This is a genomic window from Shinella sp. HY16 (assembly GCF_028534175.1).
In the GTDB taxonomy this organism is placed as follows: Bacteria; Pseudomonadota; Alphaproteobacteria; order Rhizobiales; family Rhizobiaceae; genus Shinella.
The window spans coordinates 2,703,713-2,730,501 of sequence record NZ_JAHYXL010000001.1; the positions used below are offsets into that span (position 1 = coordinate 2,703,713).

Here is a 26,789-nt window from a genome sequence, read left to right on the forward strand (position 1 = left end):
CGTCGACCTTACTTCGCCAGCTCCTCATTGCCGCCGACGTCAATGAACTGCCGGTCAATGCTCGGCAACTCCTGCCCCTCAATCGCCGCTTCGAAGGCGCGGAGGCGCTTGTGGATCGACTGCAACTCGATGATCGTCGACCACGAATTCACAAGATACTGGAACGAGCTGGAGACCTGGCCGAAGGCCGTCAGGATCTGTTGCAGGATACCATAGGTGATCTTGCCGCCAACGATGGTGGGCACAAGGATGAAATAGACGAAGAGATTATCCGCCTGAATGTAGAACATGCGGGCGACGTTGAAATAGAGATAGTGGAAATAGAGCCGGAAATAGTTCGTCCGGACATTGTCGAACAGTTCCCGCACGGTGGGCGGCTGGGCCCGCGCTTCGTCGTCCTCGCCGTAGACCAGTTCCTTACGATAGGCCGCCTCGACACGCTGGTTGCGGAATTCGAGGCCCGGCAACTTGATGCCGACAAAGGCAAGCAGGAAGGTGCCGAAGGCCGACCAGAGGATCGCGGCCCAGAACAGGGCATGCGGGATTTCGCCGATGAACGGCATCGGCCCGATATGGACGGAAAGCGCAAAGAGCACCGGCAGGAACGCGACCAGCGTCATGACGGCGTCAATCAGGCTGACACCGAGGCCTTCCGTGATTGACGCGAAGCGCATCGTGTCTTCCTGCACACGCTGCGAGGCGCCTTCGATGTGGCGTACGCGCGTCCAGAGCGACATGTAGTAATTGTTCATCGCCGTGCGCCAGCGGAAGACGTAGTGGCTGACGAAGAAGCGCGTGATGACGTAGACGAAGACGCTGATGAAGGCGATCTGGCAGAAGATCAGCATCAGGTCGAAGAAATTCGCGACCGTGACGGTGCTGTTCGGCTGGAAAGCGCCCATCAGCGTATCGCCGAAGGGGCGGCGCCAGTTATTGATGGCGAGCGAGACCTGCACGCTGAAATAGGTCGAGAAGATGATGAAGGCCGAACCCCAGATCGACCAGTTGGTCCAGGGATGATCCTTCGCCCGGATCTGCCAGAACAGGCCGAAGAGGCCGGTGCAGATCATGAAATAGAGATAGAACCAGATATTGTCCGTCGTCACGAAGTAGCCGAGGCCCACCGGAGGCTCCGTACCGGCCGGCAGAGGCGGAAGGCCGATCAAGGCACCGAAATCGGCACCGACCGTGTACCAGACCGCAATCGAAAGCAGCGTCCAGACGACAAGAGAGGAAAAGAACAGCTTCGGCTGCGGGAAGAAGGAATGGAACAAGGTGCGAAACTCTCGTTTGCATGGGGCGGCAGTGCCGCCGGTTCGCGCAGAACCTAGAGGAGTTTACGCATCGCAACAATCGCCAAGCGCCCGGATTACCGAGATTTAATGGAAGGCGCTCCACCGGGAACGGTGGCGCCGAAGACGGCATTCCGCCGACGCAGCCAGCTTGCCGGCAAGGAAAATGTCCCTTGCGGCCAGCCAATTCCTGCACGCACCCGGTCGGCAGTGTGCCGGTGGGATGCACGCGGCCAAGGCCGCCTGTTGCAGCGACAAGGCCGGCAAAAGCCGGCCTTTGATCCTCCGGATCAACCCGGCAGCGTCACCACGAGCGGCCCGTTGCGGGTGGCAACGACTGTGTGCTCGAACTGCACCGTCGGCGCGCTCGGCTCGCTGTAGAGCGTCCATTCGTCGTTGCTGCCGCCCTCCGCCCAGTTGGCGCCCAGCGAGAGGAACGGCTCGACGGTGAAGACGAGACCTTCCGTCATGCGGCGCTTTTCCTGCGGGTCCGGCCAGGTGGCGATTTCCGTCGGCTCCTCGTGCAGCGAGCGGCCGACACCGTGGCTGGCGAGATTGGCGATCAGCGTGTAGCGGTTCTTGCGGGCGAATTCGCCGATGGCATTGCCGACCTCGGCGAGCGGCCGGCCGGCCTTCACCGACTTCAGCCCGACCCAGAGCGCCCGCTTGCCGTCACGGCAGAGGCGCTCGACGGCCGGCGTCGACCGCCCCACGGTAAAGGACGCACCGGTATCGGCGAAATAGCCGTCGAGCGCGGCGGAAACGTCGATATTGACGAGATCGCCGTCGCGGATCACCCGGTCGCCCGGAATACCGTGCGCCACCTCTTCATTGACGCTGATGCAGGTCGCGCCCGGAAAGGCGTAGCAGCTTTCCGGCGCCGAACGCGCGCCCGCCGCCTCCAGCATTCGCCGGCCGATCAGATCGAGTTCGGCCGTCGTCATGCCCGGCTGAATGGCCGTCGACATGTGCTGCAGCACATTGGCGCAGATCCGGCCGATGGCCTTCAGGCCGTTGAGGTCTTCGTCGTTTTCCAGGGTCATCGCATCTCTCTTTCGCGGGCCTCTTATCACGCCCGCGCGCCGCTGTCAGGCAGAAGCGGCGACGGCATCCTTTGTTGCATCCGCGAGCATCTCGCGCACCAGCGGGGCGACCTTCGTGCCGTAGAGCTCGATGCCGCGCAGCACCGCGTCATGCGGCATCGGGCCGATCGCCATCTGCAGCAGGAACCGGTCGTTGCGGAAGATCCGGTGGTGATCGGCGATCTTCTTTGCCACCGTCTCGGGATCGCCGAGGAAGAGATGGCCGGCCGGCCCGGTCGACTGGTCGAATTGCGCCCGGCTCGTCGGCCCCCAGCCGCGCTCGCGGCCGATGCGGTTCATCACCTCGGCCTGCGGACCGTAGAAGGTGTCGGCCGCAGCGGCTGTGGTGTCGGCGATGAAGCCGTGCACGTTGATGCTGGTCTTCAGCTTGCCCGCATCCTGACCCGCGCGGCGGGCAGCCTCGCGGTAAAGATCGAAGAGCGGTGCATAGCGTGACGGCGTACCGCCGATAATGGCAAGCGCCAGTGGCAACCCATAGGCCCCCGCCCGGGCCACCGATTGCGGCGTGCCGCCGACGGCGATCCAGACCGGCATGCGGCCATGCACGGGGCGCGGATAGACGCCGAGCCCCGGCAAGGGCGGACGCATCGTCCCGTTCCACGACACCGTTTCGCTCTCGTTGAGCGCCAAAAGCAGGTCCAGCTTCTCCTCGAAGAGCCGGTCATAGTCATCGAGCGCATAGCCGAAGAGCGGGAAGGATTCGACGAAGGAGCCCCGTCCCGCCATGATCTCCGCCCTACCGCCGGAGATGAGGTCGACCGTCGAAAACTGCTGGAAGACGCGCACCGGATCATCCGAGGAGAGCACCGTCACCGCGCTCGTCAGCCGGATGCTCTTGGTTCGCGCGGCCGCGGCGGCCAGAACGACGGCCGGCGCGGAGGCGGCGTAGTCCGCCCGGTGGTGTTCGCCGAGCCCGAAGACGTCGAGCCCGACCTGGTCGGCAAGCTCGATCTCTTCCAGGAGATGCTTCAGCCGCCGCTCCCCTTCCCGCCCCTTGTCGGCAGCATTCGGATCGACGTCGGCAAATGTATAGAGGCCAAGTTCCATGGGATGCTCCAAGCAAGAGGGATTTGCCAAGAGATATGGCCGGCGCAAGCGGCTTGAAAGGGCCGTTCGGGAAACAGTGTGTTCACGAAGATGAAGAGGACGGATGCAGCGCGCCCGTCCCCGCACATCTGTCAGAGCCGCGCGGCCACCGCCTCCAGCTGCGTCGCCACCTGGCCCCAACCCTCGTGGAAACCCATCTTCTCGTGCATCTCGCAATCCTCGACGGACCAGTGACGGGCGATCGCGGTGTAGCGGGTCTTGCCGTCGCCGGCGTCTTCGAACAGGATCTCGGCGCTGAAGAAGGCCTTTTCGGTGGGCTTCCAGTCGGGGCCGAAGGCATCGGTCGTAATGATGCGCCTGTCCTTCTCAACCTTCAGGAAGATGCCGGTGCTGTCCATATGGAAGCCGTCCGGGCCGGTCATCACCGTGCGGAACTTGCCGCCGTCGCGCGGCTCGATCTCGATGACCGGCGTCTCGTAGGGTTTTGGCGCGAACCACTCCTTCATCAGCTCCGGCGTCGTCCAGGCCTTGAAGAGCTGCGCGGGTGTGGCGTTCAAAACGCGGGTGAGCACCAGTTCGCGGGTGTTGGCGGGCTTGATCTCGACGTCGGTCATGTCTGTCTCCTCGTTGGGTATGTTCTCTGGTTCGTCTCAAGGACGCCTGTCAGGCGACCAATCCGACATCGAAAGCGGATTATTTTTCGGCCGCGGCCCTTTCCCGCTGCATGCTGTCGAGATGCTGGCGGATATGGGCGGCCTCGGCCGAGGAGGTGGCGAGCGCGATGGCGCGGTCGAAGGCCTCATGCGCTTCGCCATAACGGCCGAGCTGTTTCAGAAGGCCGCCGCGCAGGCCGTGGAAATAGAAGTAGCCGTTCAGTTTTTCGGCAAGCGGCTCGATCAGCGCCAGCGCCGCCTCCGGCCCTTCCCGCTTGGAAACGGCGACGGCGCGGTTGAGCCGCACCACCGGCGAAGGCTGCAGGCGCTCCAGCGTCTGATAGAGCAGGTCGATCTCGAACCAGTCCGTCTCACCGGCCGTCTTCGCACGGGCATGCAACGCGGCGATCGCCGCCTGGATCTGGAAGGCGCCAGGTGCCCGGTGGCGGATCGCCTTGTCGATCAGCACCAGCGCCTCGTCGATCAGGCCCCGGTCCCACAGCGCGCGGTCCTGGTCCTCCAGCAGGACGATCTGCCCGCCCCCGTCGAAACGGGCCGCAAGCCGCGAGTGCTGGAGCAGGAGCAGCGCCGTCAGACCCATGATCTCCGGTTCGGCGGGAAAGAGCTTCAGGAGCAGGCGCGCCAGCCGGATCGCCTCGGCGCAGAAGGGCGTATCCGCCTTGTCCGGCGCGCCGGCCGAATAGCCCTCGTTGAAGACGAGATAGATCATCGCGGCGACAAGGCCGAGCCGCTCGGCCCGCGCCACCGCATCCGGCGTCTCGAAGGGAATGCCGGCGGCTCCCACCTTTGCCTTCGCGCGGGTGATGCGCTGCTCCATCGCCGCCTCCGAGACGAGGAACGCACGGGCGATCTGCCGGACGGACAGGCCCGAGACGATGCGCAGCGCCAGCGCGATCTGCTGCGTCGCCGGCAGGTCTTTGTGGCAGCAGACGAAGAGCAGGCGGAGAATGTCGTCGCGGTAATGCGCACCGTCCAGCCGGTCCGCGAGATCGCTTTCCGTATCCTCCAGATCGGACAGCACCTCCTCGGGCGGCAGCGGCTGGTGTTTGGCACGCTTGCGCACCTGGTCGATACCGCTGTTGCGGCCGACGAAGATGAGCCAGGCAGCCGGATCGCGCGGCGGGCCCTTGTCGGGCCAGGTCTTCAGCGCGCGAAGACACGCCTCCTGATAGGCCTCCTCCGCCATGTCGAGGTCACGGAAATAGCGCAACAGCGCCCCCATGGCCTGCGGCCGTGCCGAGGTCAGCGCCAGATCGATCCAGGCAAGCTCTGTCATGTGATGGGTACTCCCGGATTGAAATACTGCAACGGCCGGACCTCATAGGTGCCGTTCGCCGGATTGACCGCGGAAAGCTCGCGGGCGAAGGTGATCGCCTCCTCCAGCGTCTCCACGTCGAGCACGAAGAAGCCGAGGAACTGCTCCTTGGTTTCGGCAAAGGGGCCGTCCATGACGATATCGTCCGTCGCGCCCTTGCGCACGGTGACGGCCGCCGTCGTCGGCATCAGCCGCGCGACGGGACCGAGCTTGCCGGCCTCGGCATAACGCTGGTTGACCGCACCGAGATCGGCCATGACCTGCGCATCGAGTTCCTTCGACCAGGCGTTGACTTCACTTTCGGCATCGTAACAAAGAACGGCATACAGCATGGTGATCTCCCATTGGTTGATAGACGTAGGAGTAGCTGCTCCGCCGACAGGGCGCACAGGAATATTTTTGACCATCGGCAAGAAACGGACCGGCAATGCCGGTCTCGCGCGCCGGTTCCGTCAAATTTGCGCAATCGGGCCGGGAATATCTTAATTCACAAATGCTAGGAAAGGTCGAAACGGAGACCCTTTCCATGGTGGCGGAGAACGAACGTGCAAGGCTCATCGATGAGTTCCGCGCTTGGAAATCCGGGATTTTCTCCCTCACCAGAGAGATCGTGGATCGCCGTGCCTTTGCAAACGGCAAGGACCAGCTGACCGCACTCCTGAAGGACCTGCCCGCCCGGAATTTCGACCCCGTCTTCACCCTTCGCATCGGCGACGAGGCCGGCGAGATCCAGCGGGCGACGCATGCCGCCTTCCGCCATGCCGGCCACCAGCCGGGAATGCCCGAAACCTTCAGCGGTCTCGGTTTCGATCTCTCGGCGCATGAACGCGCCGTCGACGCGGCGAAGCGTTTCCACCAGGGCATCGAGATCAGCCTCTACAATCGCGGGGTCTACGATTTCCTGGCGAAGTCCGATGCCGAGATCACAAGCGAATGCAATGCCGTCGGCAGCGCCTGGCAGGGCGCCTTCGACACGCTCGAATCCGCTCCGATCGACGGCATGCACGATGTGCTGGCGCTGGCGGCAGCCATCCCGCGCGGCGATCACTACCACTATGGATTTTCGACTGGCGTCACGGCCTCGGGCGGGAGAACGGCGACGAGTGACCCGGTGGCCTATGCTGAGGTGGTTTTCAACGCGCTGATCGCCGTCGAGTTTCATCGTTTCATGCACGACCACCTGCCGACGCTCGCGCTGCCGCACGGCATGGTCGCGATCGTCGCGGAGCACGATCTTCTCTTCGTGCCGCACACGCATTATCGCCTGCCCGGGCCGACGGCATGCAGGCAGGAGCCGTCACCGCCTCCAATCCGCCAGGCCGCCCCCACACCCGGGAAAACCAACGTCTTCGGGCGCCGGACCCAAAGGCCATAGCGCGCCGTCACCAAGGGCGAACAACCGGACGCGGCTGCCGATCAGATCTTGAACACGTCGTCGCGCCAGAAGACGATGACATAGCCGCCCGAGCGCTCGGCCTCACGCGCCCATTGACGCAATTGCGTGTGGTAGGGTTCGCTTCGCCAGATGTCCGGGTGATCCACATCGACGAGGACCGTCATCTGCGGCCCCTGCCGATAGATCATCATGCGCGCGCGGGCTGGCTCCCACTCGTCCCCAAGCGTTTCGTCGACCATCCAGAGACAGAGAAAGTCCCGGCAGACCGAGGGGCGGTCGGCATAGATGGAACAGCCCGCCCCTTCGACGCAATGCGTGCACCACGCGTTGGCCGGTTTGTCGAACAGGTCGATCTCGGGCAAACGACAACAGAGCGTGCACGAACCGCAGGATCGGCCTTCGACGGTGGGAGAGGATAGCTGCATGCCATGGCCATAGCATCTGGAGGCGCCGCACCGAAAGGCCGCCCGTATCGAGAGTATGCCGGCTTCGGCAGGAATGCCTACCTGTCGCTCAGCGTTCGCCGAACCGCATCCTTCCAGCCCTTGATCTTCACCGCACGGGTCTTCTCGTCCATTTGAGGCTCGAAACGCGTGTCCCGCGCCCAGGACTTGGCGAACCCCTTGCGGTCCGGCCACACGCCCGCGCGCTGGCCGGCGAGCCACGCGGCGCCGAGGGCCGTGGTCTCCAGGATGGTCGGGCGATCGACGGGAGCATCGAGGATGTCGGCGAGGCGCTGCATGGTCCAGTCGGATGCGACCATGCCGCCATCGACGCGCAGCACCGTTTCCTTGCCGTTCGCCTTCCAGTCCTTGTGCATGGCGTCGAGCAGGTCGCGCGTCTGGTAGCAGACGGCCTCGAGCGCGGCGCGGGCGAATTCCGCCGGCCCCGTGTTGCGCGTCATGCCGTAGATGGCAGCGCGGGCATCCGGATCCCAGTGCGGCGCGCCGAGGCCGGTAAAGGCGGGCACAAGATAGACGTTCTGCGTCGGATCGGCCTTGGCGGCAAGCTCGCCGGTGTCGGGCGCGGCCTTGATGACCTTCAGCCCGTCGCGCAGCCACTGCACGGCCGCACCGGCGATGAAGATCGAGCCTTCCAGCGCATAGGTCGTCTCGCCGTCGAGCCGGTAGGCGATGGTGGTGAGCAGGCGGTTCTTCGAGCGCACCATGTCCGTGCCGGTGTTGAGCAGCGCGAAGCATCCGGTACCATAGGTCGACTTCATCATGCCCGGCTCGAAGCAGGCCTGACCGATGGTGGCCGCCTGCTGGTCGCCGGCAACGCCGAGGATCGGGATTTCCGCGCCGAACAGGCTCTTCTCCGTCACGCCGAAATCGGCGGCGCAGTCCAGCACGTCGGGCAGCATGGCCTTGGGCACGCGCAGGATGTCGAGCAACTCCTCGTCCCAGGCGTTCGTGCCGATGTTGTACATCAGCGTACGGCTGGCATTGGTGGCGTCGGTGACATGGGACTTGCCGCCGGTCAGCCGCCAGATCAGGAACGTGTCGATCGTGCCGAAGCAGAGATCGCCCTTGGCGCCCCGCGCCCGCGCGCCCTTCACGTTGGAGAGCATCCAGGAAAGCTTCGTGCCGGAAAAATAGGGATCGAGCAGCAGGCCTGTCTTCCGGGTGAAGGTCTTTTCGAGATCCTGCTTCTTCAGCTTCTCGCAATAGGAGGCGGTGCGGCGGTCCTGCCAGACGATGGCGTTGTGGATCGGCTTGCCGCTCTCGCGCTCCCACACGACGACAGTCTCGCGCTGGTTGGTGATGCCGATGGCGGAAATATCGGAAGCGGCAAGGCCCGCCTTCTTCAACGCGGCCTTGACGGACCAGACGACGCTGTCCCAGATTTCCTCCGGATCATGCTCGACCCAGCCGGATTGCGGAAAGTGCTGCGTGAATTCCTTCTGGCCGGAACCGACGACCTTCTGGCTACCGTCGAAGACGATCGCCCGGCTCGATGTCGTGCCCTGATCGATCGCGAGAACATATCCGCCCATCATTTCCTCCCAGCTGCGGGTCGCTCCCAGACCCTTCGGAATCTTCAATACGATACTAAAACGAATGTCAAAGGAAAACAAAACGCAAGCCATGTTCTGCTTTCAGCGGGACTGTACCGCGCGGAAAACGCAATTGTCATCGCGCGAGTTTTAGGCGTAGGCTACCGCAACGCAGCATGATCGGGAGACAGCAAGCATGAAAAGCGTCGTCGTAACGGGCTCCACCAGTGGCATCGGCCTTGCCATTGCCACCGCCTTCGCCGAAAGCGGCGCCAATGTCCTCATCAACGGTTTCGGCGCAAAGGACGAGATCGAGGCAACCCGCGCAAAGCTCGACGGCCTCGGCAAGGGGCGCGTGCTCTACCACCCCGCCGACATGACGAAGCCGCACGAGATCTCCGACCTCATCCAGACGGCCGTGGAAGAGTTCGACGGCGTCGATGTCCTCGTCAACAATGCCGGCATCCAGCACGTCGAGAAGATCGAGGATTTTCCGGTGGAGAAGTGGGACCAGATCATCGCGATCAACCTTTCCAGCTCCTTCCACACGATCCGCGCCGCCATTCCGCACATGAAGCGCAAGGGCTGGGGCCGCGTCATCAATGTCGCCTCGGCGCACGGCCTCGTCGCCTCGCCGTTCAAATCCGCCTATGTGGCGGCCAAACACGGCATCATGGGCCTGACGAAGACCGTCGCGCTGGAAGTCGCCGAGAACCGCATCACCGTCAACGCCATCTGCCCCGGCTATGTGCTGACACCGCTCGTCGAAAAGCAGATCCCCGACACGGCCAAGGCCCGCGGCATCAGCGAAGCCCAGGTGAAGTCCGATGTCATGTTGAAGTTCCAGCCGACCAAGGAATTCGTCGGGGTCGACGAAGTCGCGGCCATCGCGCTCTTCCTCGCCTCCGATGCGGCAAAATCGATCAACGGCACCCATATATCGGTGGATGGCGGCTGGACCGCCCAATAGAAACGGACATGCTGGGCACCCGCTATGCCCGCAGATCCCCGGCGGCGGAGCGCCTTGCTCCGCCAGAGGCCACACACGCCCGAAACGCGTGTATCGGCCATCGGACGGCCAAGGGCCGTCGAAGAAGGATGACATGAACTTTCTGCAGGACAGTCTGGAGGGCTTTCTCGCCCGGGAGCACCGCATCGTCATCGTCGAGATCACGGCGGCGAGCGGGTCGACCCCACGCGACGAAGGCACGTTCATGCTGGTGGCGCCGACCGAAATTCACGGCACCGTCGGCGGTGGCCAGCTTGAATATGACGCGATCGAGAATGCCCGGAAGATGCTGGCGGGTGCCGGCGGTGAGGCAAGACTCGATATCCCGCTCGGGCCCGAGATCGGCCAGTGTTGCGGCGGGCGTGTCGAACTCGCCTTCACCATCGCCGACGAGGAGGCCCGCCGGACCCTCGACGCGCGCCTTGCGGAAGAGGAGCGGCGGAAGCCGCAGGTCTGGATCTTCGGTGCCGGTCACGTCGGCCGGGCACTGTCGGATGCACTGACCATGCTGCCGCTCAACGTCTTCGTCGTGGAGGCACGCCAGAGCGAGCTCGACCAGCTCACCTCCGAGGTGCACCATCGCCTCGCCGCCCTGCCGGAAGCGCTTGTCGCCGATGTTCCGCCGGGTTCGGCCATCGTCATCGTCACCCATGACCATGCGCTGGATTTCCTGATCGGGCAGGAAGCGCTTGCCCGCACCGACCTTGCCTATGTCGGCATGGTCGGATCGAAGTCGAAGCGCGCCTCCTTCCTGCACCATCTGGAACGACAGGGCATCGACCGCAGCGCCGCCGACCGGCTGGTTCTGCCGATCGGCGGTACGGCAGTGGACGACAAGCGCCCGGAGGTCATCGCCGCCATGACCACTTCGGAAGTGCTGCTTGCCTTTGCCACGTGGCGGCATAGGGACAGCGCACCCACGGCGGACTAGCCACGACCGTCGAGAAAACCGAGATCGCGCTTCATGTAGTCGGAAAGCTCGCACGGATCGAGGCGGGGGCGACGTCTGTGCTGCCGCCAATGAAAGACACGGGAGAGCTTATGCCAAAGGCCTTCCTTGCGAAACGACAGATGTGCCACCGGGGTCTCGTTGACGATGCATGCCATGGTAAAACCTCGTAAATTCCAATCCATTGCTTGCAGGATGCGCGCAAAAATGATGGAATTCCAATCGAAGCTTCGTCTGCACCCATAAAGAGAACTCAGCCTTGAAGATGTCGCGCAATTTCCCGCTCAATGCGCTCCGCGTCTTCGAGGCGGCCGCCCGGCATGCCAGCTTCACCCGTGCCGGCGACGAACTGGGCATGACGCAGACCGCGGTCAGCTACCAGATCAAGCTCCTGGAGGAGACGCTCGGCGAGACGCTGTTCCTGCGCCAGCCAAGGCAGGTCATCCTGAGCGAGGCCGGCGAGCGACTGGCGCCGAAGGTAGCCGAGGGGCTGACGAAACTCGCCGAAGCGGTGGCGGACCTGCGCGGCGCGGCCGAGCAGAAGCTGCACATCCACTCGACGCCCACCTTCGCCACGCAATGGCTGAGCCGCACGCTCGGCGACTTCCAGCTCAAGCATCCGACCATCGCCGTCCGGCTTTCCACGTCACAGGACCTGATCGACTTTGCCCGGGAAGAGGCGGATGTCTCGATCCGCTGGGGCAAGGGCGACTGGCCGGGCCTGACCTGCCACCGCATCATGCGCATGGACTTCGCCCCCATGCTGAGCCCGGCACTGGCCGAGACGATCGGCGGCATAAATGAGCCGGCCGACCTCCTGAAGCTACCGATCATCAGCCCGCTGGACATCTGGTGGCGCACCTGGTTTTCCGCGGCTGGCATCGACAACCCGGGCCTCGAACGGTTCCCCCCGAACGAGCTCGGCGTGCAGACGATCGACGCGCAGGTGGCGATGGCCGGCCAGGGCGTCGCAATCCTCAATCCCGGCCACTTCCGGGCGGAGGTCGCCGCCGGCCAGCTCTATCAACCCTTCACGCTGACCTGCAACGACGGCCGCGACTATTGGCTCGCCTATCCGGAAAACCGCCGCAACATCCTGAAGATTCGCGCCTTCCGCGACTGGATCCTGGCGACGATGCCGGCGGCGGCGTGAGCACTACACCCTGAAACCCGGCTCGGGACGGGCATGGAAACCGCCGGTAGGCCGCCCCCTTTCCTCGCCCGCGATTCTTGCGCAATGTGCGCCTTGCAAAACGACGATGAGGGAGCGCACCGATGTATGAATACGCCATCGCCTGGGAATGGCTGACCTTCGCGGTCCGCTGGCTGCATGTCATCACCGCCATCGCCTGGATCGGTTCGTCCTTCTACTTCATCGCGCTCGATCTCGGCCTCGTGAAGCGGCCGCATCTGCCGGCCGGCGCCTATGGCGAGGAATGGCAGGTGCACGGCGGCGGCTTCTATCACATCCAGAAATATCTGGTCGCACCGGCCCAGATGCCCGAGCACCTCACCTGGTTCAAATGGGAAAGCTACGCGACCTGGCTTTCCGGTTTCGCGTTGCTCTGTCTGGTCTACTACGGCGGCGCCGACCTCTTCCTCATCGATCGCTCGGTGCTCGACGTCTCGACGCCGGTCGCCATCCTCATCTCGCTCGCCTCGCTGGCGCTCGGCTGGATCCTCTACGACCTTCTCTGCAAGTCCCCGCTCGGCAGGAACACCTGGGGTCTGATGCTCGTTCTCTACGGCATCCTCGTCGCCATGGCCTGGGGTTACACGCAGGTCTTCACCGGCCGGGCCGCCTTCCTCCATCTCGGTGCCTTCACGGCGACGATCATGTCGGCCAACGTGTTCTTCATCATCATGCCGAACCAGCGCGTCGTCGTAGCCGACCTCATCGCCGGACGCACGCCTGATCCGAAATACGGCGTCATCGCCAAGCAGCGCTCCACGCACAACAACTACCTCACGCTGCCCGTCATCTTCTTCATGCTGTCGAACCACTATCCGCTCGCCTTCGCGACGGCCTTCAACTGGATCATCGCCGCGCTGGTCTTCCTGATGGGTGTGACGATCCGGCATTGGTTCAACACGACCCATGCCCGCAAGGGCAAACCCACCTGGACCTGGCTCGTCACCGCGCTCCTGTTCCTCCTCATCATGTGGCTTTCCACCGTGCCGAAGGTGCTTACCGGCGAAAGCGCCGAGGCCGGCCTGCCCTCCTCCGTAGAGCGTTTCGCATCGAACGGGCATTTCCCGGCGGTGCGCGATCTCGTCTCCACCCGCTGTTCGATGTGCCATGCCGCCGAACCCGTCTGGGAAGGTCTGCGCGCGGCGCCGAAAGATGTCGTGCTCGAAAGCGAAACGGCGATTGCCCTCCACGCGCGCGAGATCTATCTGCAGGCGGGGCGCAGCCACGCCATGCCGCCGGGCAACGTCACCGGCATGACGGCGGAAGAGCGGGCCCTCATCGCCGCCTGGTTCGAAACCGCAGCAGAAGGAAGCTGACCGCCATGACGAAAACCCTCATCCGCGGGCGCCTGCTCTCCTTCCACCGCCGCCCGGTCGCGATCGACGATGCCGCAAGCTATCGTTACGAGGAAGACGGCGGCCTGCTGGTGGAGGACGGGAAGATCACCGCCGTCGGCCCCTACGCGGACCTGCGCGCCAGCACGCCCGCCGACGTGGAGGAGATCGATCATCGCCCGCACCTCATCCTGCCGGGCCTCATCGACACGCACCTGCATTTCCCGCAGATGCAGGTGATCGGCTCCTATGCCGCGAACCTGCTGGAATGGCTGAACACCTATACCTTCCCGGAAGAGTGCCGTTTTGTCGAAAGCACGCATGCCGCCCGTATCGCCCGCCACTTCTACGACGAGATGATCCGCCACGGCACGACGACAGCTGTCGCCTATTGCTCCGTGCACAAGGCCTCCTCCGACGCCTATTTCGCCGAAGCACTCAAGCGCGGCATGCGCATGGTGGGCGGCAAGGTGATGATGGACCGCAACGCGCCGCAGGGCCTGCTCGACGCACCCGAAATGGGCTATGACGAGACGCGCGCCGTGATCGCCGAATGGCACGGCAAGGGCCGCAACCATGTCGCCATCACCCCGCGCTTCGCGATCACCTCGACGCCGGCACAGATGGAGATGGCGGCGGTTCTGGCCCGCGAGTTCCCGGACCTCCATATCCAGACGCACCTTTCCGAGAACCACGACGAGATCCGCTTCACCAGCGAACTCTATCCGGACGCGATCGACTATACGGATGTCTATGCGAAATACGGTCTGCTCGGCCCGAAAAGCCTGTTCGGCCACTGCATCCATCTCTCCGAACGCGAGGCGGACGCGATGAGCGAGGCGGGCGCCGTCGCGGTGCACTGCCCCACCTCCAACCTCTTCCTCGGCTCCGGCCTCTTTCCCCTCAAGGCGCTGTCGCGCCGGGAAAAGCCGGTACGCATCGGCGTCGCGACGGATGTCGGCGGCGGCACGAGCTATTCCATGCTGAAGACGATGGACGAAGCCTACAAGATCCAGCAATTGCTCGGCGAGCGGCTGAACCCGTTCGAGAGCTTCTACCATATGACGCTCGGCAATGCCGAGGCGCTGTCGCTGGAAGACCGCATCGGCACGCTGGACGCCGGCACGGACGCCGACTTCGTGGTGCTGGACGCCGCCGCAACGCCCGCCATGGCGCTGAAGATGGAAGTGGTGCGCTCGCTGACGGACGAACTCTTCCTGCTCCAGACGCTCGGCGACGACCGGGCAGTGCGAGAGACCTACGTGGCCGGCAAACCCATGAAGGCGACGCTCTAACGCATTGTCCGACGCCGAAGCGATCCCGCTTCGGCCGAAAATTGTTCTAGCTGCCGCGATAGGTCGAGTAGCTGTAGGCCGAGAGCAGCAGCGGGACGTGGTAGTGGCTCGACGGATCAGCGACGCCGAAGCGGAGCGGGATGCGGTCAAGGAAGGCGGGTTCGCTGACATCCGCCCCCGTCGCGCGCAGATAGTCACCGGCGTGGAACACCAGCTCGTAGGTGCCAGCCATGAAGCCGACGCCCTCGACCAGCGGGGCATCGACGCGACCGTCGCTGTTCGTCACCGCACGCACGATGTGCTGGTGCTCGCCGTTCTCTATCCAGAACAGATCGATCGCGAGACCCGCGGCGGGCTGGCCGAGTGCGGTGTCGAGGACATGGGTCGTGAGGCGGCCGGGCTTGCTCATGGTTCCCTCAAGGGTGCTCGATGATGAAGGGCTCGTCGAAGAAGAACTCTTCCAGATTGACGCCGCCGCCGAGGCGATCGACGACGAGGAAATCGCTCACCGCATCCAGGGTCATCAGCGGGTGATGCCAGACGTTGCGGCGATAGTTGATGCCCTGCCGCCCGCCGGCGCGGAAGACCTGCGGCCGGCCCGGCTTGCCACCCTCGTCCTCCGCCACCACCACCAGCCAGGGCCGGTTGTCGATCGGCGAGAAGCTCTGGCTGCCGAAAGGGTGGCGCTCCATCATGTCGACGGCGTAGGGGAAGCGCCGCGGGCTGCCGCGGAAAAGGTTGATGATGACCTTCGCATCTTCGCCGACGGCCTCGGCCTCGGCAAGCGCATGGTAGCGCTCCGTGTTGCCGCCGTTGATATGGCGCATCGTGGCGGGATCAGCCTCGATCACCGTGCCGAAGGGGGCGAAGGCTTCCTGGGTCAACGGCCGGATCGTCAGTTTCTCAGCCATGAGACAGCCCTCCCGGGGAGAGGAAGGGCGGTCTTTGGTGGTCGGGCATGTTCATTCTCCGGGGAGGGCAGCGGTCAGTCTGAGGAGCGCGATGCGCTCCACCTGTTTCTTCGCGGTTTCGAATTCCACCGTCGCCACATTGCCGATACGGGCTTCGAAGGCGGCAAGGATGTCGTCCTTGGTAAGCCCTTTCACTGCGATGATGAAGGGGAAGCCGAACTTTTCCATATAGGCGGTGTTGAGTTCGGTAAAGCGGGCGTGTTCGGCCGGAGAAAGCCGGTCGAGGCCGGCGCCGGCCTGCTCGCTGCGGCTGTCCTCCGTCAACTCGCCCGCAATCGCCAGCTTGCCCGCAAGATCCGGATGGGCGCGCAGCACGCCGAGCTGCTCGGCCTCGCTCGCCCTGCGGAATGCCGCCGCCAGCGCGGCATGCACGCCCTCTGCCGTCAGCGGCAGGGCAACGGTGCCGACATCCAGCGCACGCTCGGCGATGAAAGGCGAGTGCTCGAAGACCCCACCGAAGCGGGCGAGGAAATCTGCGCGGTCGATCATGCGCCCTTCGCCTTCGACGGGTGGTGATTCTCGATCCAGTGGCGCGCAATGTCGATGCGGCGCGGGATCCAGACCTTCTCGTGGCCGAGCACGTAGTCGACGAAGCGGGCAAGCGCCGCGGCACGGCCCGGACGGCCGACCAGCCGGCAATGAAGGCCGATGTTCAGCATCTTCGGGCTGCCTTCCGCACCTTCCTGGTAGAGCACGTCAAAGGCGTCCTTCAGGTAGTTGAAGAACTGGTCGCCGGCATTGAAGCCCTGCGGCGTCGCAAAGCGCATGTCATTGGTTTCGAGCGTATAGGGGATGATCAGGAAGGGTTCGCCATCGAGACCCGGCACGAAATACGGCAGGTCGTCGGCGTAGGAATCGGAGGAATAGACGAAACCGCCCTCCTCCATGACGAGACGCAGCGTGTTGTCGGAGGGCTTGCCCTGGTACATGCCGAGCGGGTGGGAGCCGGTCAGCTCCTTGTGCAGGCGCACGGCCTCGCGAATGTGCTCGCGTTCCTTCTCTTCGGAAAAGTCCTTGTATTCCAGCCAGCGATAGCCGTGGCTGGCGATTTCCCAGCCGGCTTCCTTCATGGCGGCGACGGCTTCCGGATTGCGTGCCATGGCAAGCGTCACCCCATAGACGGTGGTCGTGACGTTGCGGCTGGTGAACAGGCGATGCAGGCGCCAGAAGCCGGCGCGCGAGCCATATTCGTAGATCGATTCCATGTTGAGGTTACGCTGCCCCGGCCAGGGCTGCGCGCCGACGATTTCCGAGAGCAGGTTCTCCGATGCCGGGTCGCCGTCCAGCAGGCAGCTTTCGCCACCCTCCTCGTAATTGATGACGAATTGCACGGCGATGTTGGCATCACCCGGCCAGCGAACCTTGGGAGGCGTGCGGCCATAGCCGATCAGGTCGCGCGGATAGGTCTTCTCAGTCATTCGATCACCTCGACAATGGACGGCACCGGTGCAGCGGACGGCCGGAAGCCGAATTGAATCCGATGCATACCCTCATAAGGAACCATTACCGCCTTGGCCCGTTTCCTGTCCATCACAAGCAAGGAGAAACACCTATGGCCATGCAGGATGCAAACATTCGCGAAACCCAGAATCTGATCGCCAGCGACAAAGTGGAGGGAACGAGTGTCTACGGGGCCGACGGCAAGCATATCGGCTCGGTAGAGCGCCTGATTCTCGACAAGCGCAGCGGTCACGTCTCCTACGCGGTACTCAGCTTCGGCGGTTTCCTCGGCCTCGGCCAGGACCACTATCCCTTGCCCTGGGCGAAGCTGAACTATGACGAAGGCCTCGGCGGCTACCGCGTCGATGTGACGAAGGACCAGGTCGAGCGCGCGCCGCATTATGAAAGCGATGCTGAATACGACTGGAACCGCCGCAACGGCAAGGTGATCCACGACTACTACGGCGTGCCGCCTTACTGGATGTAAGGTGCGTTCACGTCCGTCCGGCTTCCTCGAAGTGGGCCGCGACGGTGAAGGAGGGCGGTACGCGAAGCGTGCCGCCCTCAATTTCATCCACCACAGTGCGCGCCAATTCATGCGCCAGGCCGAAGCTCACCTTGAAGCCCCCGGTCATCAGGCTGACATTCGGATGATCGGGATGCCGCCCCACCATCGGCTCCCGGCCGATCGCCTTTGGCCGCAGCCCTGCCCAGCGCTCCACGACCGGCGCCTCTGCCAGAACCGGAGCCGTCTGCCGCGCCTTGGCGATCAGCGCGTCCAGAAGGCCGTCGGTGCCTGAAGGATCGGAGAAGCTGTTCTCGCTGGTGCTGCCGATCGCAACCAGGCCATCTTCATGCGGCACGATATAGAGCCCGTCAGCAAAGATCACCGGCAGCGCCGGATCGACAGAAGCCCGAAGCAGCGCCGCCTGCCCCTTCACCGCGCTCCCCATCGGCCTTGCCAACGGTAGAGCAAGAGGGGCAAGCAAGGCAAAGGTCTCGACGCCAGCTGCCAGCACGCAATGGCCGAAGGCAAGGCTGGTTCCGTCCTCGAAACAGGCGACGCCGGTGGCAGGATCCAGTGCCTGAAGTCCAGCGCCTTCGCAGATCGTCACCTTCGGCAGGCGCGCAAGAGCAGCCCGCAATACGGCGAGCAGTGCACGCGGCGCCAGGCGACCAGCAAGATGATCATGAACGAGCCCCGAGACCATCGCGACCTCGGCCGGCCATCCGGCGACGAGGGGGGCATCCAGCACCTCGAAGGCGAAGGTTCGATCAGGCATAGCCCAGGCGGACAATGCGTCCTGCGCATGGCCGATTGCAATGGCACGATTGTGCGGCTTCGGAAGGGGAATGAGGCGGCCCGAGCGGCGATAACCGGCGGAAAGCCCGGTCTCGGCCTCCAGCGCCGCGATCTCCGCTTCGAGCGAGACCAGAGCGGCAAACTGGAAGGCCTTCTTGGCGTTCCAGCGATCCGGCAGGTGCGGCATCAGCGCGCCGAGCACGCCGCCGCTCGCACCGGCCCCGATCGTCCGGCGCTCGGCAAGGTGCACCGAGAGGCCCTGCCGGGCGGCAAAAAGCGCGGTCCACAGGCCCATCACCCCGCCGCCGACGACGATGAGGTCCACGGCCGGTTGACCGGCGACCTTCCCGCGATTATCGGCATTCGACATGGCTGACCACAATCCTGAAAACGCGCCGCAGACCGAAGCCGCCCTCGACTGGCACGACGGCGATATGCCCTATTCCCGGGCCTTTGACGACCACTTTTATTGCCGCAGCGACGGCCGGCTGGAATGTGGCCACGTCTTCCTTGCCGGCAATGGCCTGCCAGACCGCTGGCAGCGGGCCGAACCATTCCGCATCGCCGAACTCGGCTTCGGCACCGGCCTCAACCTCTGCGAGACCTGGCGGCAATGGCGCGGGACCGCGCCGGAAGGCGCAAGTCTCCACTTCACCTCCTTCGAGCGGTTTCCGATGGCGCGCGCGGATATCGCCCGGGCGCTCGCGCATTGGCCGGAAATCGAACACGAACGTAAAATCCTTGCCGAGAAATGGCCGGAGGCGCCGAACGGACGTGTCGAGATCGACCTTGCCCCCGGCGTCCGCCTCACCGTGGTCTGCGGCGCGGCCATCGAAAGCCTCGAGAGCGAGACGACGCCGTTTGACGCCTGGTTTCTCGACGGCTTCGCGCCTGCACGCAATCCCGACATGTGGTCGGCCGAGCTGATGGCCGCGGTTTTCCGCCTGACCGTTCCGGGCGGTCGCTTCGGCACCTATGCGGCGGCCGGTTTCGTACGGCGCAACCTTGCTGCCGCCGGCTTCGTCGTGGAGCGCCGCCCGGGTTTCGCCGGAAAGCGTGAAATGCTGTGTGGGGAAAGGCCGGCAACCTGAGCCGTCAGGACAGCGTGCCCGTCACGGCTTCCCTGCCGCTGCGCTTCAGCCAGCGGTCGAGCTTTTCTTCCAGCTTCTCGATACTGATCGGCTTCGTCAGATAATCGTCCATACCCGCCGCAAGGCATTCCTCGCGGTCGCCATCGAGCACATGAGCGGTGACGGCGACGATCGGCACGCGGCGGCCGGAGCCGCTTTCGATCGCACGGATCGCACGGCTTGCCTGCAACCCGTCCATGACAGGCATGGAGATATCCATCAGGATCATGCCGGGGTGGGACGCGCGGAAAACATCCACCGCCTCCTGCCCGTTCTCCACCAGCCGGAAGCGCAGGCCGCAGGCCATCAGCATCTGGGTGAAGAGGATCTGGTTGACCTCGTTGTCCTCGGCCACGAGGACATCGATGACTTCATCATCAGCAGCCGTGACCTCGGGAGAGGCCGCAAGCGGGCGTAGCGGCAGGACCTTGCCTTCGGTCGCGCCTTGCGTCGGCGCCTTCATTCCCCGCGTCGCCCGCAGCACCTCGGATACCGTCTCCCGCAGCAGATCAGCCCGTACGGGCTTCATGAGATGGGCCTGGATATCCGGCGAGGAGAGCAACTTGTCCTCGGCCGAAAGGTTCATCGAGGTGAGCACGATCACTGCGGTGCCGGCCGTCCGGGCACCCTCCCGCAGCGTTTGCACGAAATCGGGCGCACGGTCGGGGTGGTAATCGAGCAGGATCGCATCGACCGACACGCCCATGTCGCCAGCGGCCGCAAGAACGGCAAGCGCTTCCGTCTCGGAGCCGACGGCGGTCGCGTCGAAACCCCAATCGAGCAGCATGTCGTGCGAAGCCTTGCGGGAGAGATCGTGCCCATCGACGACAAGAATGCGCGCACCGGGCGCCTTGGCCGGCACGATGCGGGCCGGCAGGGCGGCGACGGCAAGCGTCATCGGCAGGCGCACCGTAAAGGCCGACCCGTTGCCGACCTCGCTGGTCGCCGTCAGCGTACCGCCGAAGAGACGCGTCAGCCCGTCAGTAATCGCAAGACCAAGACCGGTGCCCTCATGGCGTCGGGTCGAAGACGCATCGACCTGCGAGAACTTCTCGAAGATCGATTCCATCTTCTCGGCCGGAATGCCTGCCCCCGTATCCTCGACACGGATGATGATCTCCACCTTGCCGTCTTCCCCCATCTGCGAGGAGAGGTCGATGAGAACGTGGCCGCGATCGGTGAACTTGACGGCATTGCCGACGAGGTTGGTGACGATCTGGCGGAAGCGGCCGGCGTCCCCCATCACCACCGCCGGCATGCTGGCTGCGCCGCGCACGACGAGCTCGATATCCTTCTCCGCCGCCTTCGTGGACAGCAGCGTCGCCACGTCCTCGATCGCCTCCACCGGGTTGAAGCTGACGGCGCGCAGCGTCATCTGGCCGGCATCGATCTTCGAGAAATCGAGGATGTCATTGATGATGGTGAGAAGCGCATTGCCGGACTTCACCATGATATCGATGAAGGTCTTCTGCCGCGTGTCGAGGTTCGATTTCGCAAGCAGTTCCGCCATGCCGAGCACGCCGTTCATCGGCGTGCGGATTTCATGGCTCATATTGGCAAGGAATTCCGACTTCGCCTTGTCGGCCATCTCGGCGCGCGTGACGAGGCGGCGCAGTTCGTCTTCGCGGCTCTTGAGATCCGTGATGTCCGAAAAGACCATGACGTCGCGGCCGCGGCTGGTCGGGGTCACGTCGAGACGCAGCCAGCGCTGGTAGCCGCTGAAGATCGTCAGCGAAGCAGGCTTGCCGGTGAAGAGGATCGTCCCGAACTGGCTGGCATCGACCGGTTCTTCGCCGAGGAAGCCGGTAATGTTGCGATCGATGTTGCTTTGCAGCACATCCTTGACGAGCGCACCCGGCTGCAGGAGTTCGTTCGGCATGGCGATCATCTTCGACAGCGCCTCGTTGGAGAGAACCACCACACCATCTTCAATGATGAGGAGGCCCTGGCTCATCGAGGAGACCGCATCCTTGACGAGGCTACCGACCTCTTCAAGGGCACTGCGGGTTTCCAGTACCTCGCGCTCGCGCTCGCGCCGCTCCGTAATGTCGATATAGGTCAGAAGGCAGCGGCCGCCGGAAATTGCGCAGCCGGCCTCGATCACCGTCCGGCCATTGGCATAGGCGACCTCGCGCACCGGCGTCTCGCCGGCGCGGATGCCTGAAATGCAGGCCGCATACCCCTCGGCATGCGGGCCGTCCTCCCCGCTGATGCCGCCCTGTGCCTGCTGGAAGCGCAGGAGATCATCCAGCGGGCGCCCCTTCACCGGCGGCAGCGCGCCGCCCCACAACTCCTCGAAGGCACCGTTCACCAGTTCGATATTGCCGGTCTCGTCGACGACGACGATGCCGACCGGCAGCGATTCGACGATACTCTCGATGTCCGCCCTGGCGGCTTCCGCCTGCCGCTGGGCCTCGATGAGCTGGCTTTCACGCTTCTTCAGCACCGTGGTGTCGGTGATCGAGCCGATGAGATAGCTCTTCTCGTCGAGCGTGGTGACCCGGTAGAGCCGCGAGATCGTCGGCAGCACCGAGCCGTCCGGCCGGATGTATTCGATCTCAGTCTCAAGCAGTTCGCCGGTATCGAGCACCTTCTGGTTCTGCGCGTGGAATTCCTCACCCTGCTCCGGATACATATCGAGCGTGGTGAGGCCGAGCAGTTCTTCCGGCTGCCGGCCCGTCAAGGCGACATAGGCGCGGTTGGCGAAGATCATGCGCTGGTTTTCGTCGCGCATGAAGCTTGCGACCGGTAGCTCGTCGAGCAGCGCTCGATAGAGACTGATCTCCTGCGAATGCTGCTTGAGGCGTCCTTCGCTTTCCTTCAGCGCCGTCACGTCGATGCGCAGCGCAACGAGCGTGCCATCGGGCCGACGCTGGGTGACGAGGCGCGTCCAGCCACCAGCGAGGCGGACGACACATTCATGCAGTGGCAGATCATAGCTGGCGAGCCGCGCCGCCACCCAGCGCTCGCACTCCGCCTCCGATGTGCGTCCCACCTCGATGTCGTGCAGCGCACGCGTGAGCGCGGCAAGACTGACGGGTCCATCGGCAAATTCACCAACGAGCACATGGTAGAATTCCCGCATGCTGCGGTTGGCATAACGCAGCCGGTTGTCGGCACCGAAGACGGCGACCCCGGCGCCGAGCGCGTCGAGCGCGTGCTCCACATGATCGGTGGCGGTCTCGCCCCGATCCGGGGCCAGGTCATCCACCGACACCCCTCCGGCACAATTCGCATTGGCGACCACACCGACTGTGGCGGCCAGCGCTTCGACCGACGGCGTAAAGAGGCCGACAAGCACCGAGAGGGTCGCAGAGATCCGCTCGCGTTTCATGGCGATATCGAAACTGCCTCCGCCGAACGGATGCAGATAGCGGGCCCGCTCGGGATTTCCGAAGATCAGGCAGCGGCGCTCCGGATCGTCCCGGTCGCCATGCCCCGGCGTCTCGCCGATTTCCTCGCTGGTCAGGCCTATCATCTCCGCAGCGCTATGGCCGAACAGGCGGGCATAGGCCTCGTTCACCGCCAGATAACGCAATTCGCTGCTTTTGACGTATGCCGGGTGCAGGTGTTCGCGAACGCGCGCACAGGCCGCCACCAGCAATTCGTCTTGAGATTCAGCCACGCCAGTTGCTCCCCAAAGCGGCACGGAGGGAGAGATTCATACCCCTCGGGGAGTATCATCAATCCTTGAACGGATGGTTAACCGTTCGTTGCCGGAAGTCATGCATCCGGGCAGGCGTGTTCCGAAAATGCACTTCGCCGCTATTGCTTATCCACCAGGGCATTTCGCTGTCGCAAATGGCGGAGGCACGCGCGTGCAAGATATGCAACAAGGGCACGAGGCAAACCAGACCGGGGCTGCGCTGCACATGGGCGACGTGATCAAACTCGAAAATCACCTCGAACAACCGGAGGCATCCGAGGCGCCTGTCGAGCGCCGGCGCCGCAGCGGCGGGCGCAGTGCAGAGCGCACCCGCCGGCCGCAGACCACATCGAAATATCTCAATCTCGTCAACACGACGGCCCCCTCCGCGGTGCTTTCCGAGGATGCGCTGGAGGCCGTCCATCAGGCCTCGCTCGCCATCCTAGAAGAGATCGGCATGGACATCATCCTGCCGGAGGCCCGCGAGCGCATGAAGGCGGCCGGCGCGGACGTGACGCCCGGTACGGACCGCGTGCGCTTCGACCGTGGCCTCATCCTGGACATGATGTCTTCCGTCCCGCCGGCCTTCACGATGCATGCGCGCAACCCCCTGCGCAATGTGGAGATCGGCGGCAACAATCTCGTCTTCGCGCAGATCGCCTCCGCCCCCTTCGTCGCCGACCGCGACGGTGGCCGGCGCGCCGGCAATCAGGAGGATTTCCGCAAGCTGGTGAAGCTCGCCCAGTCCTACGACATCATCCATACAACGGGCGGCTACCCCGTCGAGCCGGTCGACATCCACGCCTCCGTTCGCCATCTCGACTGCCTGTCGGACCTGGTGACGCTGACCGACAAGGTCTTCCACGTCTATTCGCTCGGCCGGCAGCGCAATCTCGACGGCATCGAGATCGCCCGCATCGGCCGCGGCATCTCGATGGAGCAGATGGAGCGCGAGCCCTCGCTCTTCACCATCATCAACACATCTTCGCCGCTGCGCCTCGACGGACCGATGCTGCAGGGCATCATCGAGATGTCGGCGCGGGGGCAGGTCGTGGTGGTGACGCCCTTCACCCTCGCCGGCGCCATGGCACCGGTGACGATATCAGGCGCAGTCGTACAGCAGAATGCCGAGGCGCTGGCTGGCATCGCCTTCACGCAGATGGTGCGGCGCGGCGCGCCGGTCATGTATGGCGGCTTCACCTCCAACGTGGACATGAAGACGGGCGCGCCGGCCTTTGGCACGCCGGAATACATGAAAGCGGTGGTTGCGGGCGGGCAGCTCGCACGCAAATACAACATCCCCTATCGCACCTCGAACACCAACGCCTCGAACACGCTGGATGCGCAGGCCGCCTACGAATCCGCCTTCTCCCTCTGGGCGCTCACACAGGGCGGCGGCAATTTCATCATGCATTCGGCCGGCTGGAGCGAGGGCGGCCTGACGGCCTCCTTCGAGAAGTTCATCCTCGATGTCGACATGCTGCAGATGGTGGCGGAATATCTGGCACCACTCGATGTCAGCCCCGATGCCCTCGGCCTGGAGGCCGTGCGCGACGTCGGGCCGGGCGGCCACTTCTTCGGCACACCCCATACGCTCGCCCGTTACGAGACGGCATTCTATTCGCCGATCCTCTCGGACTGGCGCAACTTCGAGACCTGGACGGAAGCCGGCCGGCCGACCACCTACGACCATGCCAACCGGGTCTTCAAGGAAAAGCTCAACGCCTACGAGAAGCCGCCGCTCGACCCGGCGATCGAGGACGAACTGGAAGCGTTCGTCGCCAGGCGCAAGGAAGAGGGCGGCGTTCCCACCGATTTCTAAGACGCTTTTCGCACAGAATCAGGCGTTGAACATGATGGACCGCACGGAGGAGATCAGCTTCTCCGTCGGCAGGTTGGAAAAATTCTTGTCGATTTCGGCCATGGTCAAGGTGCGCGTCTTGTCGGAGAGCTTGTTGCGCAGGTCCCCGAGTGTCTGCGGCGCGGCGCAGACGACAAGCCGGTCGAAGGCGCCTTCCGCGGCATAGTCATCGATGCGGCCGGCGACTTCGGCGGTGAACTTCTGCTGTTCCTCCCGCACCGGATCGCTCGAATATTCCATTGCGGAACGGCCGGGACCCACGGAGGAGTGGCTGCGGCCGGGTTTGTCGGCCATGATGTCCTGCGCCTTCTTCGGCTCCCAGCGAAAAACCTCCTGCTCCGGGCTCTGCTGGCCATCCTTCAACAGGTTCACCCCCTTGAGCAGGCGAGCCTGATTGCCATCAGCGGCGAGAATCCAAGTCGTAGCGGTCATATTTCACTCCCGTAGCGAGATTCATGGACAGGCGGACGAATCCGCCCCGCGCAGCATCCGACAGGATTGTGGCAGGATGCGCGTTGATCCAACGCAAGGAGGAGGCACATGTTCCTGATCGCGCGGGTCACGAAGCTGTTGGAAAGCCGCGCCCGCCCCTATCCCCACCCCGTGTTGGCTCGCTAGGGTACCCGAAAGGACAGGAGAGCCCCGTGGCCGAACCGCTCAAGAACCTGCTGCATCCCGGACTGGTGAAGGAGATGGCGGATCACATTTCCCGCGTCGCACCGGATTTCGATGCGGCACGCTTCACGCAGCTTGCAAGCGACGGCATGGATGCATTGGAGCTGATGCAGCGTGCCGAACGGGTCAAGGACGCGCTGGTACAGATGCTGCCCGCCGACTATGCCGCCGCCGCGGAGATCCTCCGAAGGGCACTGCCCCAGGCGGATGGGCCGGGGGTTTCCGGTTGGGCCCTTCTGCCGGTCAACCAGTTCGTCTCGCAACAGGGCCTCTCGCATTTCGACCTGTCGCTTTCCCTCCTCAAGGCGCTGACACCGCATTTCACAGCGGAATTCGGCATCCGCCGCTTCGTCCATGCCGAGCAGGACCGCGCGCTTGCGGAAATCGCGCACTGGACGGCCGATACCAATCATCACGTCCGTCGGCTTGCCAGTGAGGGCACCCGGCCGCGGCTGCCCTGGGCGATGCGCCTGCCGGCGCTCGTCAGGGACCCGGCACCGATCCTGCCGATCCTCGTCGCCCTCCTCGACGATCCCGAAGACTATGTGCGCCGCTCCGTCGCCAACAGCCTCAACGACATCGCCAAGGATCATCCCGCCCTCGTCACCGGTTTCGTCGAGCGGCATATCGAGGACGCCTCCGCCGAGCGCCGGCAATTGCTGCGCCATGCTTCGCGTACGCTGCTGAAGAAGGGCGATGCTAAGGCGCTCGCCAATTTCGGCTTTGCGGCAGCCAGGGGCATCGGCGCGGCCCTCACGCTCACAACGCCGAACGTCGTCTTTGGCGACAAGCTCGGCTTCTCCATCGTCGTGACGAACGGGGATGTGGCGCCGCAACGGCTGATGATCGACTATGCGATCCACCATGTGAAGGCAAACGGCACGCTGGCGCCGAAGGTCTTCAAGTGGAAGCAGCTCGATCTGCCGGCCGGCAGCAGCCAGACGATCGACAAGGAACACGCCATCCGGGCGATCACCACGCGGCGCTACTATCCTGGAGCGCACCGCATCCAGATCCTGATCAATGGCTCGATCTGTGCATCGGCCGACTTCGACCTGCGTATGGCGTGAAGCCTCCCCTTCGCATCTGCGAAAACTAGGACTTGACTTTTCACCGCAAAACAACGACATGAGCCGCAGCGTCGCCCTTCGGCCGCCGCGT

At 64.2% G+C, this 26,789-nt stretch carries 26 protein-coding genes; 10 read left to right on the top strand and 16 right to left on the bottom strand.

Features of this window, described 5'->3' with window-relative positions; genetic code table 11:
• Positions 1-8: 8 nt before the first annotated feature.
• From sbmA to K0P03_RS13470, 6 genes are all read right to left on the bottom strand, one after another.
• Positions 9-1,274, bottom strand: coding sequence for a peptide antibiotic transporter SbmA (gene sbmA / locus K0P03_RS13445; RefSeq protein ID WP_024270167.1), 1,266 nt, complete (start codon positions 1,272-1,274; stop codon positions 9-11).
• 308 nt (positions 1,275-1,582) lie between these two features.
• Positions 1,583-2,335, bottom strand: coding sequence for a type I methionyl aminopeptidase (gene map, locus K0P03_RS13450; RefSeq protein WP_130517262.1), 753 nt, complete (start codon positions 2,333-2,335; stop codon positions 1,583-1,585).
• A 45-nt stretch (positions 2,336-2,380) separates the two neighbouring features.
• Positions 2,381-3,442: an LLM class flavin-dependent oxidoreductase gene (locus K0P03_RS13455; RefSeq protein WP_272789848.1), complete on the bottom strand. Its 1,062-nt coding sequence runs from the start codon at positions 3,440-3,442 to the stop codon at positions 2,381-2,383.
• 131 nt (positions 3,443-3,573) lie between these two features.
• Positions 3,574-4,056, bottom strand: a complete 483-nt coding sequence (locus K0P03_RS13460; protein ID WP_272789849.1) for an SRPBCC family protein — start codon at positions 4,054-4,056, stop codon at positions 3,574-3,576.
• 79 nt (positions 4,057-4,135) lie between these two features.
• Positions 4,136-5,392: an RNA polymerase sigma factor gene (locus K0P03_RS13465; RefSeq protein ID WP_272789850.1), complete on the bottom strand. Its 1,257-nt coding sequence runs from the start codon at positions 5,390-5,392 to the stop codon at positions 4,136-4,138.
• Positions 5,389-5,763: a YciI family protein gene (locus K0P03_RS13470; protein ID WP_024270168.1), complete on the bottom strand. Its 375-nt coding sequence runs from the start codon at positions 5,761-5,763 to the stop codon at positions 5,389-5,391. The genes K0P03_RS13465 and K0P03_RS13470 overlap by 4 nt, the downstream gene beginning before the upstream one ends.
• A gap of 194 nt (positions 5,764-5,957) precedes the next feature.
• Here K0P03_RS13470 and K0P03_RS13475 point away from each other — a divergent pair, with 194 nt between their 5' ends.
• Positions 5,958-6,806 (top strand): hypothetical protein, encoded by an 849-nt coding sequence (locus K0P03_RS13475; protein ID WP_272789851.1) that lies wholly within the window; start codon positions 5,958-5,960, stop codon positions 6,804-6,806.
• 41 nt (positions 6,807-6,847) lie between these two features.
• On the opposite strand, the gene K0P03_RS13480 is transcribed toward K0P03_RS13475, so the two are convergent.
• Both K0P03_RS13480 and glpK read right to left on the bottom strand, forming a co-directional pair.
• Positions 6,848-7,189 carry a YkgJ family cysteine cluster protein gene (locus K0P03_RS13480; protein ID WP_245290103.1) on the bottom strand — a complete coding sequence of 114 codons (342 nt, stop codon included), beginning with the start codon at positions 7,187-7,189 and terminating at the stop codon, positions 6,848-6,850.
• A 140-nt stretch (positions 7,190-7,329) separates the two neighbouring features.
• Entirely contained in the window at positions 7,330-8,823 is a 1,494-nt protein-coding gene (gene glpK / locus K0P03_RS13485) for a glycerol kinase GlpK (protein WP_272789852.1), read from the bottom strand.
• A gap of 196 nt (positions 8,824-9,019) precedes the next feature.
• Here glpK and K0P03_RS13490 point away from each other — a divergent pair, with 196 nt between their 5' ends.
• Complete coding sequence (locus K0P03_RS13490; protein WP_272789853.1) at positions 9,020-9,793, top strand: 3-hydroxybutyrate dehydrogenase; 774 nt, start codon at positions 9,020-9,022, stop codon at positions 9,791-9,793.
• Positions 9,794-9,926: 133 nt separating this feature from the next.
• Positions 9,927-10,763: a xanthine dehydrogenase accessory protein XdhC gene (gene xdhC / locus K0P03_RS13495; RefSeq protein ID WP_272789854.1), complete on the top strand. Its 837-nt coding sequence runs from the start codon at positions 9,927-9,929 to the stop codon at positions 10,761-10,763.
• Here the strand turns inward: xdhC and K0P03_RS13500 are convergent.
• Positions 10,760-10,939 (bottom strand): hypothetical protein, encoded by a 180-nt coding sequence (locus tag K0P03_RS13500; RefSeq protein WP_272789855.1) that lies wholly within the window; start codon positions 10,937-10,939, stop codon positions 10,760-10,762. The genes xdhC and K0P03_RS13500 overlap by 4 nt on opposite strands.
• Before the next feature lie 101 nt (positions 10,940-11,040).
• On the opposite strand from K0P03_RS13500, the gene K0P03_RS13505 reads away from it, so the two are divergent.
• The 3 genes from K0P03_RS13505 to guaD all read left to right on the top strand — a co-directional run bounded on the left by K0P03_RS13505 (position 11,041) and on the right by guaD (position 14,602).
• The gene (locus K0P03_RS13505) at positions 11,041-11,934 is read left to right on the top strand and encodes a LysR substrate-binding domain-containing protein (protein WP_272789856.1); all 894 of its coding nucleotides are present in this window, start codon (positions 11,041-11,043) and stop codon (positions 11,932-11,934) included.
• 122 nt (positions 11,935-12,056) lie between these two features.
• Complete coding sequence (gene puuD / locus K0P03_RS13510; protein WP_272789857.1) at positions 12,057-13,289, top strand: urate hydroxylase PuuD; 1,233 nt, start codon at positions 12,057-12,059, stop codon at positions 13,287-13,289.
• A gap of 5 nt (positions 13,290-13,294) precedes the next feature.
• Positions 13,295-14,602, top strand: a complete 1,308-nt coding sequence (guaD, locus tag K0P03_RS13515) for a guanine deaminase (protein WP_272789858.1) — start codon at positions 13,295-13,297, stop codon at positions 14,600-14,602.
• A 46-nt stretch (positions 14,603-14,648) separates the two neighbouring features.
• Here the strand turns inward: guaD and uraH are convergent, their stop codons facing one another.
• The 4 genes from uraH to puuE are packed head-to-tail and all read right to left on the bottom strand — an operon-like array spanning position 14,649 to position 16,991.
• Complete coding sequence (gene uraH, locus K0P03_RS13520) at positions 14,649-15,011, bottom strand: hydroxyisourate hydrolase (protein ID WP_272789859.1); 363 nt, start codon at positions 15,009-15,011, stop codon at positions 14,649-14,651.
• A 7-nt stretch (positions 15,012-15,018) separates the two neighbouring features.
• The gene (locus K0P03_RS13525) at positions 15,019-15,513 is read right to left on the bottom strand and encodes an ureidoglycolate lyase (RefSeq protein WP_130517235.1); all 495 of its coding nucleotides are present in this window, start codon (positions 15,511-15,513) and stop codon (positions 15,019-15,021) included.
• A gap of 51 nt (positions 15,514-15,564) precedes the next feature.
• Positions 15,565-16,062, bottom strand: a complete 498-nt coding sequence (gene uraD / locus K0P03_RS13530) for a 2-oxo-4-hydroxy-4-carboxy-5-ureidoimidazoline decarboxylase (RefSeq protein ID WP_272789860.1) — start codon at positions 16,060-16,062, stop codon at positions 15,565-15,567.
• On the bottom strand, positions 16,059-16,991 hold the full coding sequence (puuE, locus tag K0P03_RS13535; RefSeq protein ID WP_050744142.1) for an allantoinase PuuE: 933 nt from the start codon (positions 16,989-16,991) through the stop codon (positions 16,059-16,061). The genes uraD and puuE overlap by 4 nt, the downstream gene beginning before the upstream one ends.
• A gap of 134 nt (positions 16,992-17,125) precedes the next feature.
• On the opposite strand from puuE, the gene K0P03_RS13540 reads away from it, so the two are divergent.
• On the top strand, positions 17,126-17,500 hold the full coding sequence (locus tag K0P03_RS13540; protein ID WP_050744141.1) for a PRC-barrel domain-containing protein: 375 nt from the start codon (positions 17,126-17,128) through the stop codon (positions 17,498-17,500).
• A 7-nt stretch (positions 17,501-17,507) separates the two neighbouring features.
• Here K0P03_RS13540 and K0P03_RS13545 read toward each other — a convergent pair whose 3' ends face one another.
• Positions 17,508-18,686 (bottom strand): NAD(P)/FAD-dependent oxidoreductase, encoded by a 1,179-nt coding sequence (locus K0P03_RS13545; protein WP_272789861.1) that lies wholly within the window; start codon positions 18,684-18,686, stop codon positions 17,508-17,510.
• Here K0P03_RS13545 and mnmD point away from each other — a divergent pair.
• Positions 18,685-19,407 (top strand): tRNA (5-methylaminomethyl-2-thiouridine)(34)-methyltransferase MnmD, encoded by a 723-nt coding sequence (mnmD, locus tag K0P03_RS13550; RefSeq protein ID WP_272789862.1) that lies wholly within the window; start codon positions 18,685-18,687, stop codon positions 19,405-19,407. The genes K0P03_RS13545 and mnmD overlap by 2 nt on opposite strands.
• Positions 19,408-19,411: 4 nt before the next feature.
• On the opposite strand, the gene K0P03_RS13555 is transcribed toward mnmD, so the two are convergent.
• Positions 19,412-23,071 carry a PAS-domain containing protein gene (locus K0P03_RS13555; protein WP_272789863.1) on the bottom strand — a complete coding sequence of 1,220 codons (3,660 nt, stop codon included), beginning with the start codon at positions 23,069-23,071 and terminating at the stop codon, positions 19,412-19,414.
• Between the two features lie 247 nt (positions 23,072-23,318).
• On the opposite strand from K0P03_RS13555, the gene K0P03_RS13560 reads away from it, so the two are divergent.
• Complete coding sequence (locus K0P03_RS13560; RefSeq protein WP_037405753.1) at positions 23,319-24,914, top strand: trimethylamine methyltransferase family protein; 1,596 nt, start codon at positions 23,319-23,321, stop codon at positions 24,912-24,914.
• Positions 24,915-24,932: 18 nt separating this feature from the next.
• Here K0P03_RS13560 and K0P03_RS13565 read toward each other — a convergent pair whose 3' ends face one another.
• On the bottom strand, positions 24,933-25,385 hold the full coding sequence (locus K0P03_RS13565) for a host attachment protein (protein ID WP_023512043.1): 453 nt from the start codon (positions 25,383-25,385) through the stop codon (positions 24,933-24,935).
• 212 nt (positions 25,386-25,597) lie between these two features.
• Between K0P03_RS13565 and K0P03_RS13570 the strand changes: the two genes are divergently transcribed.
• Positions 25,598-26,698, top strand: a complete 1,101-nt coding sequence (locus K0P03_RS13570) for a DNA alkylation repair protein (RefSeq protein ID WP_272789864.1) — start codon at positions 25,598-25,600, stop codon at positions 26,696-26,698.
• Positions 26,699-26,789: the final 91 nt, after the last annotated feature.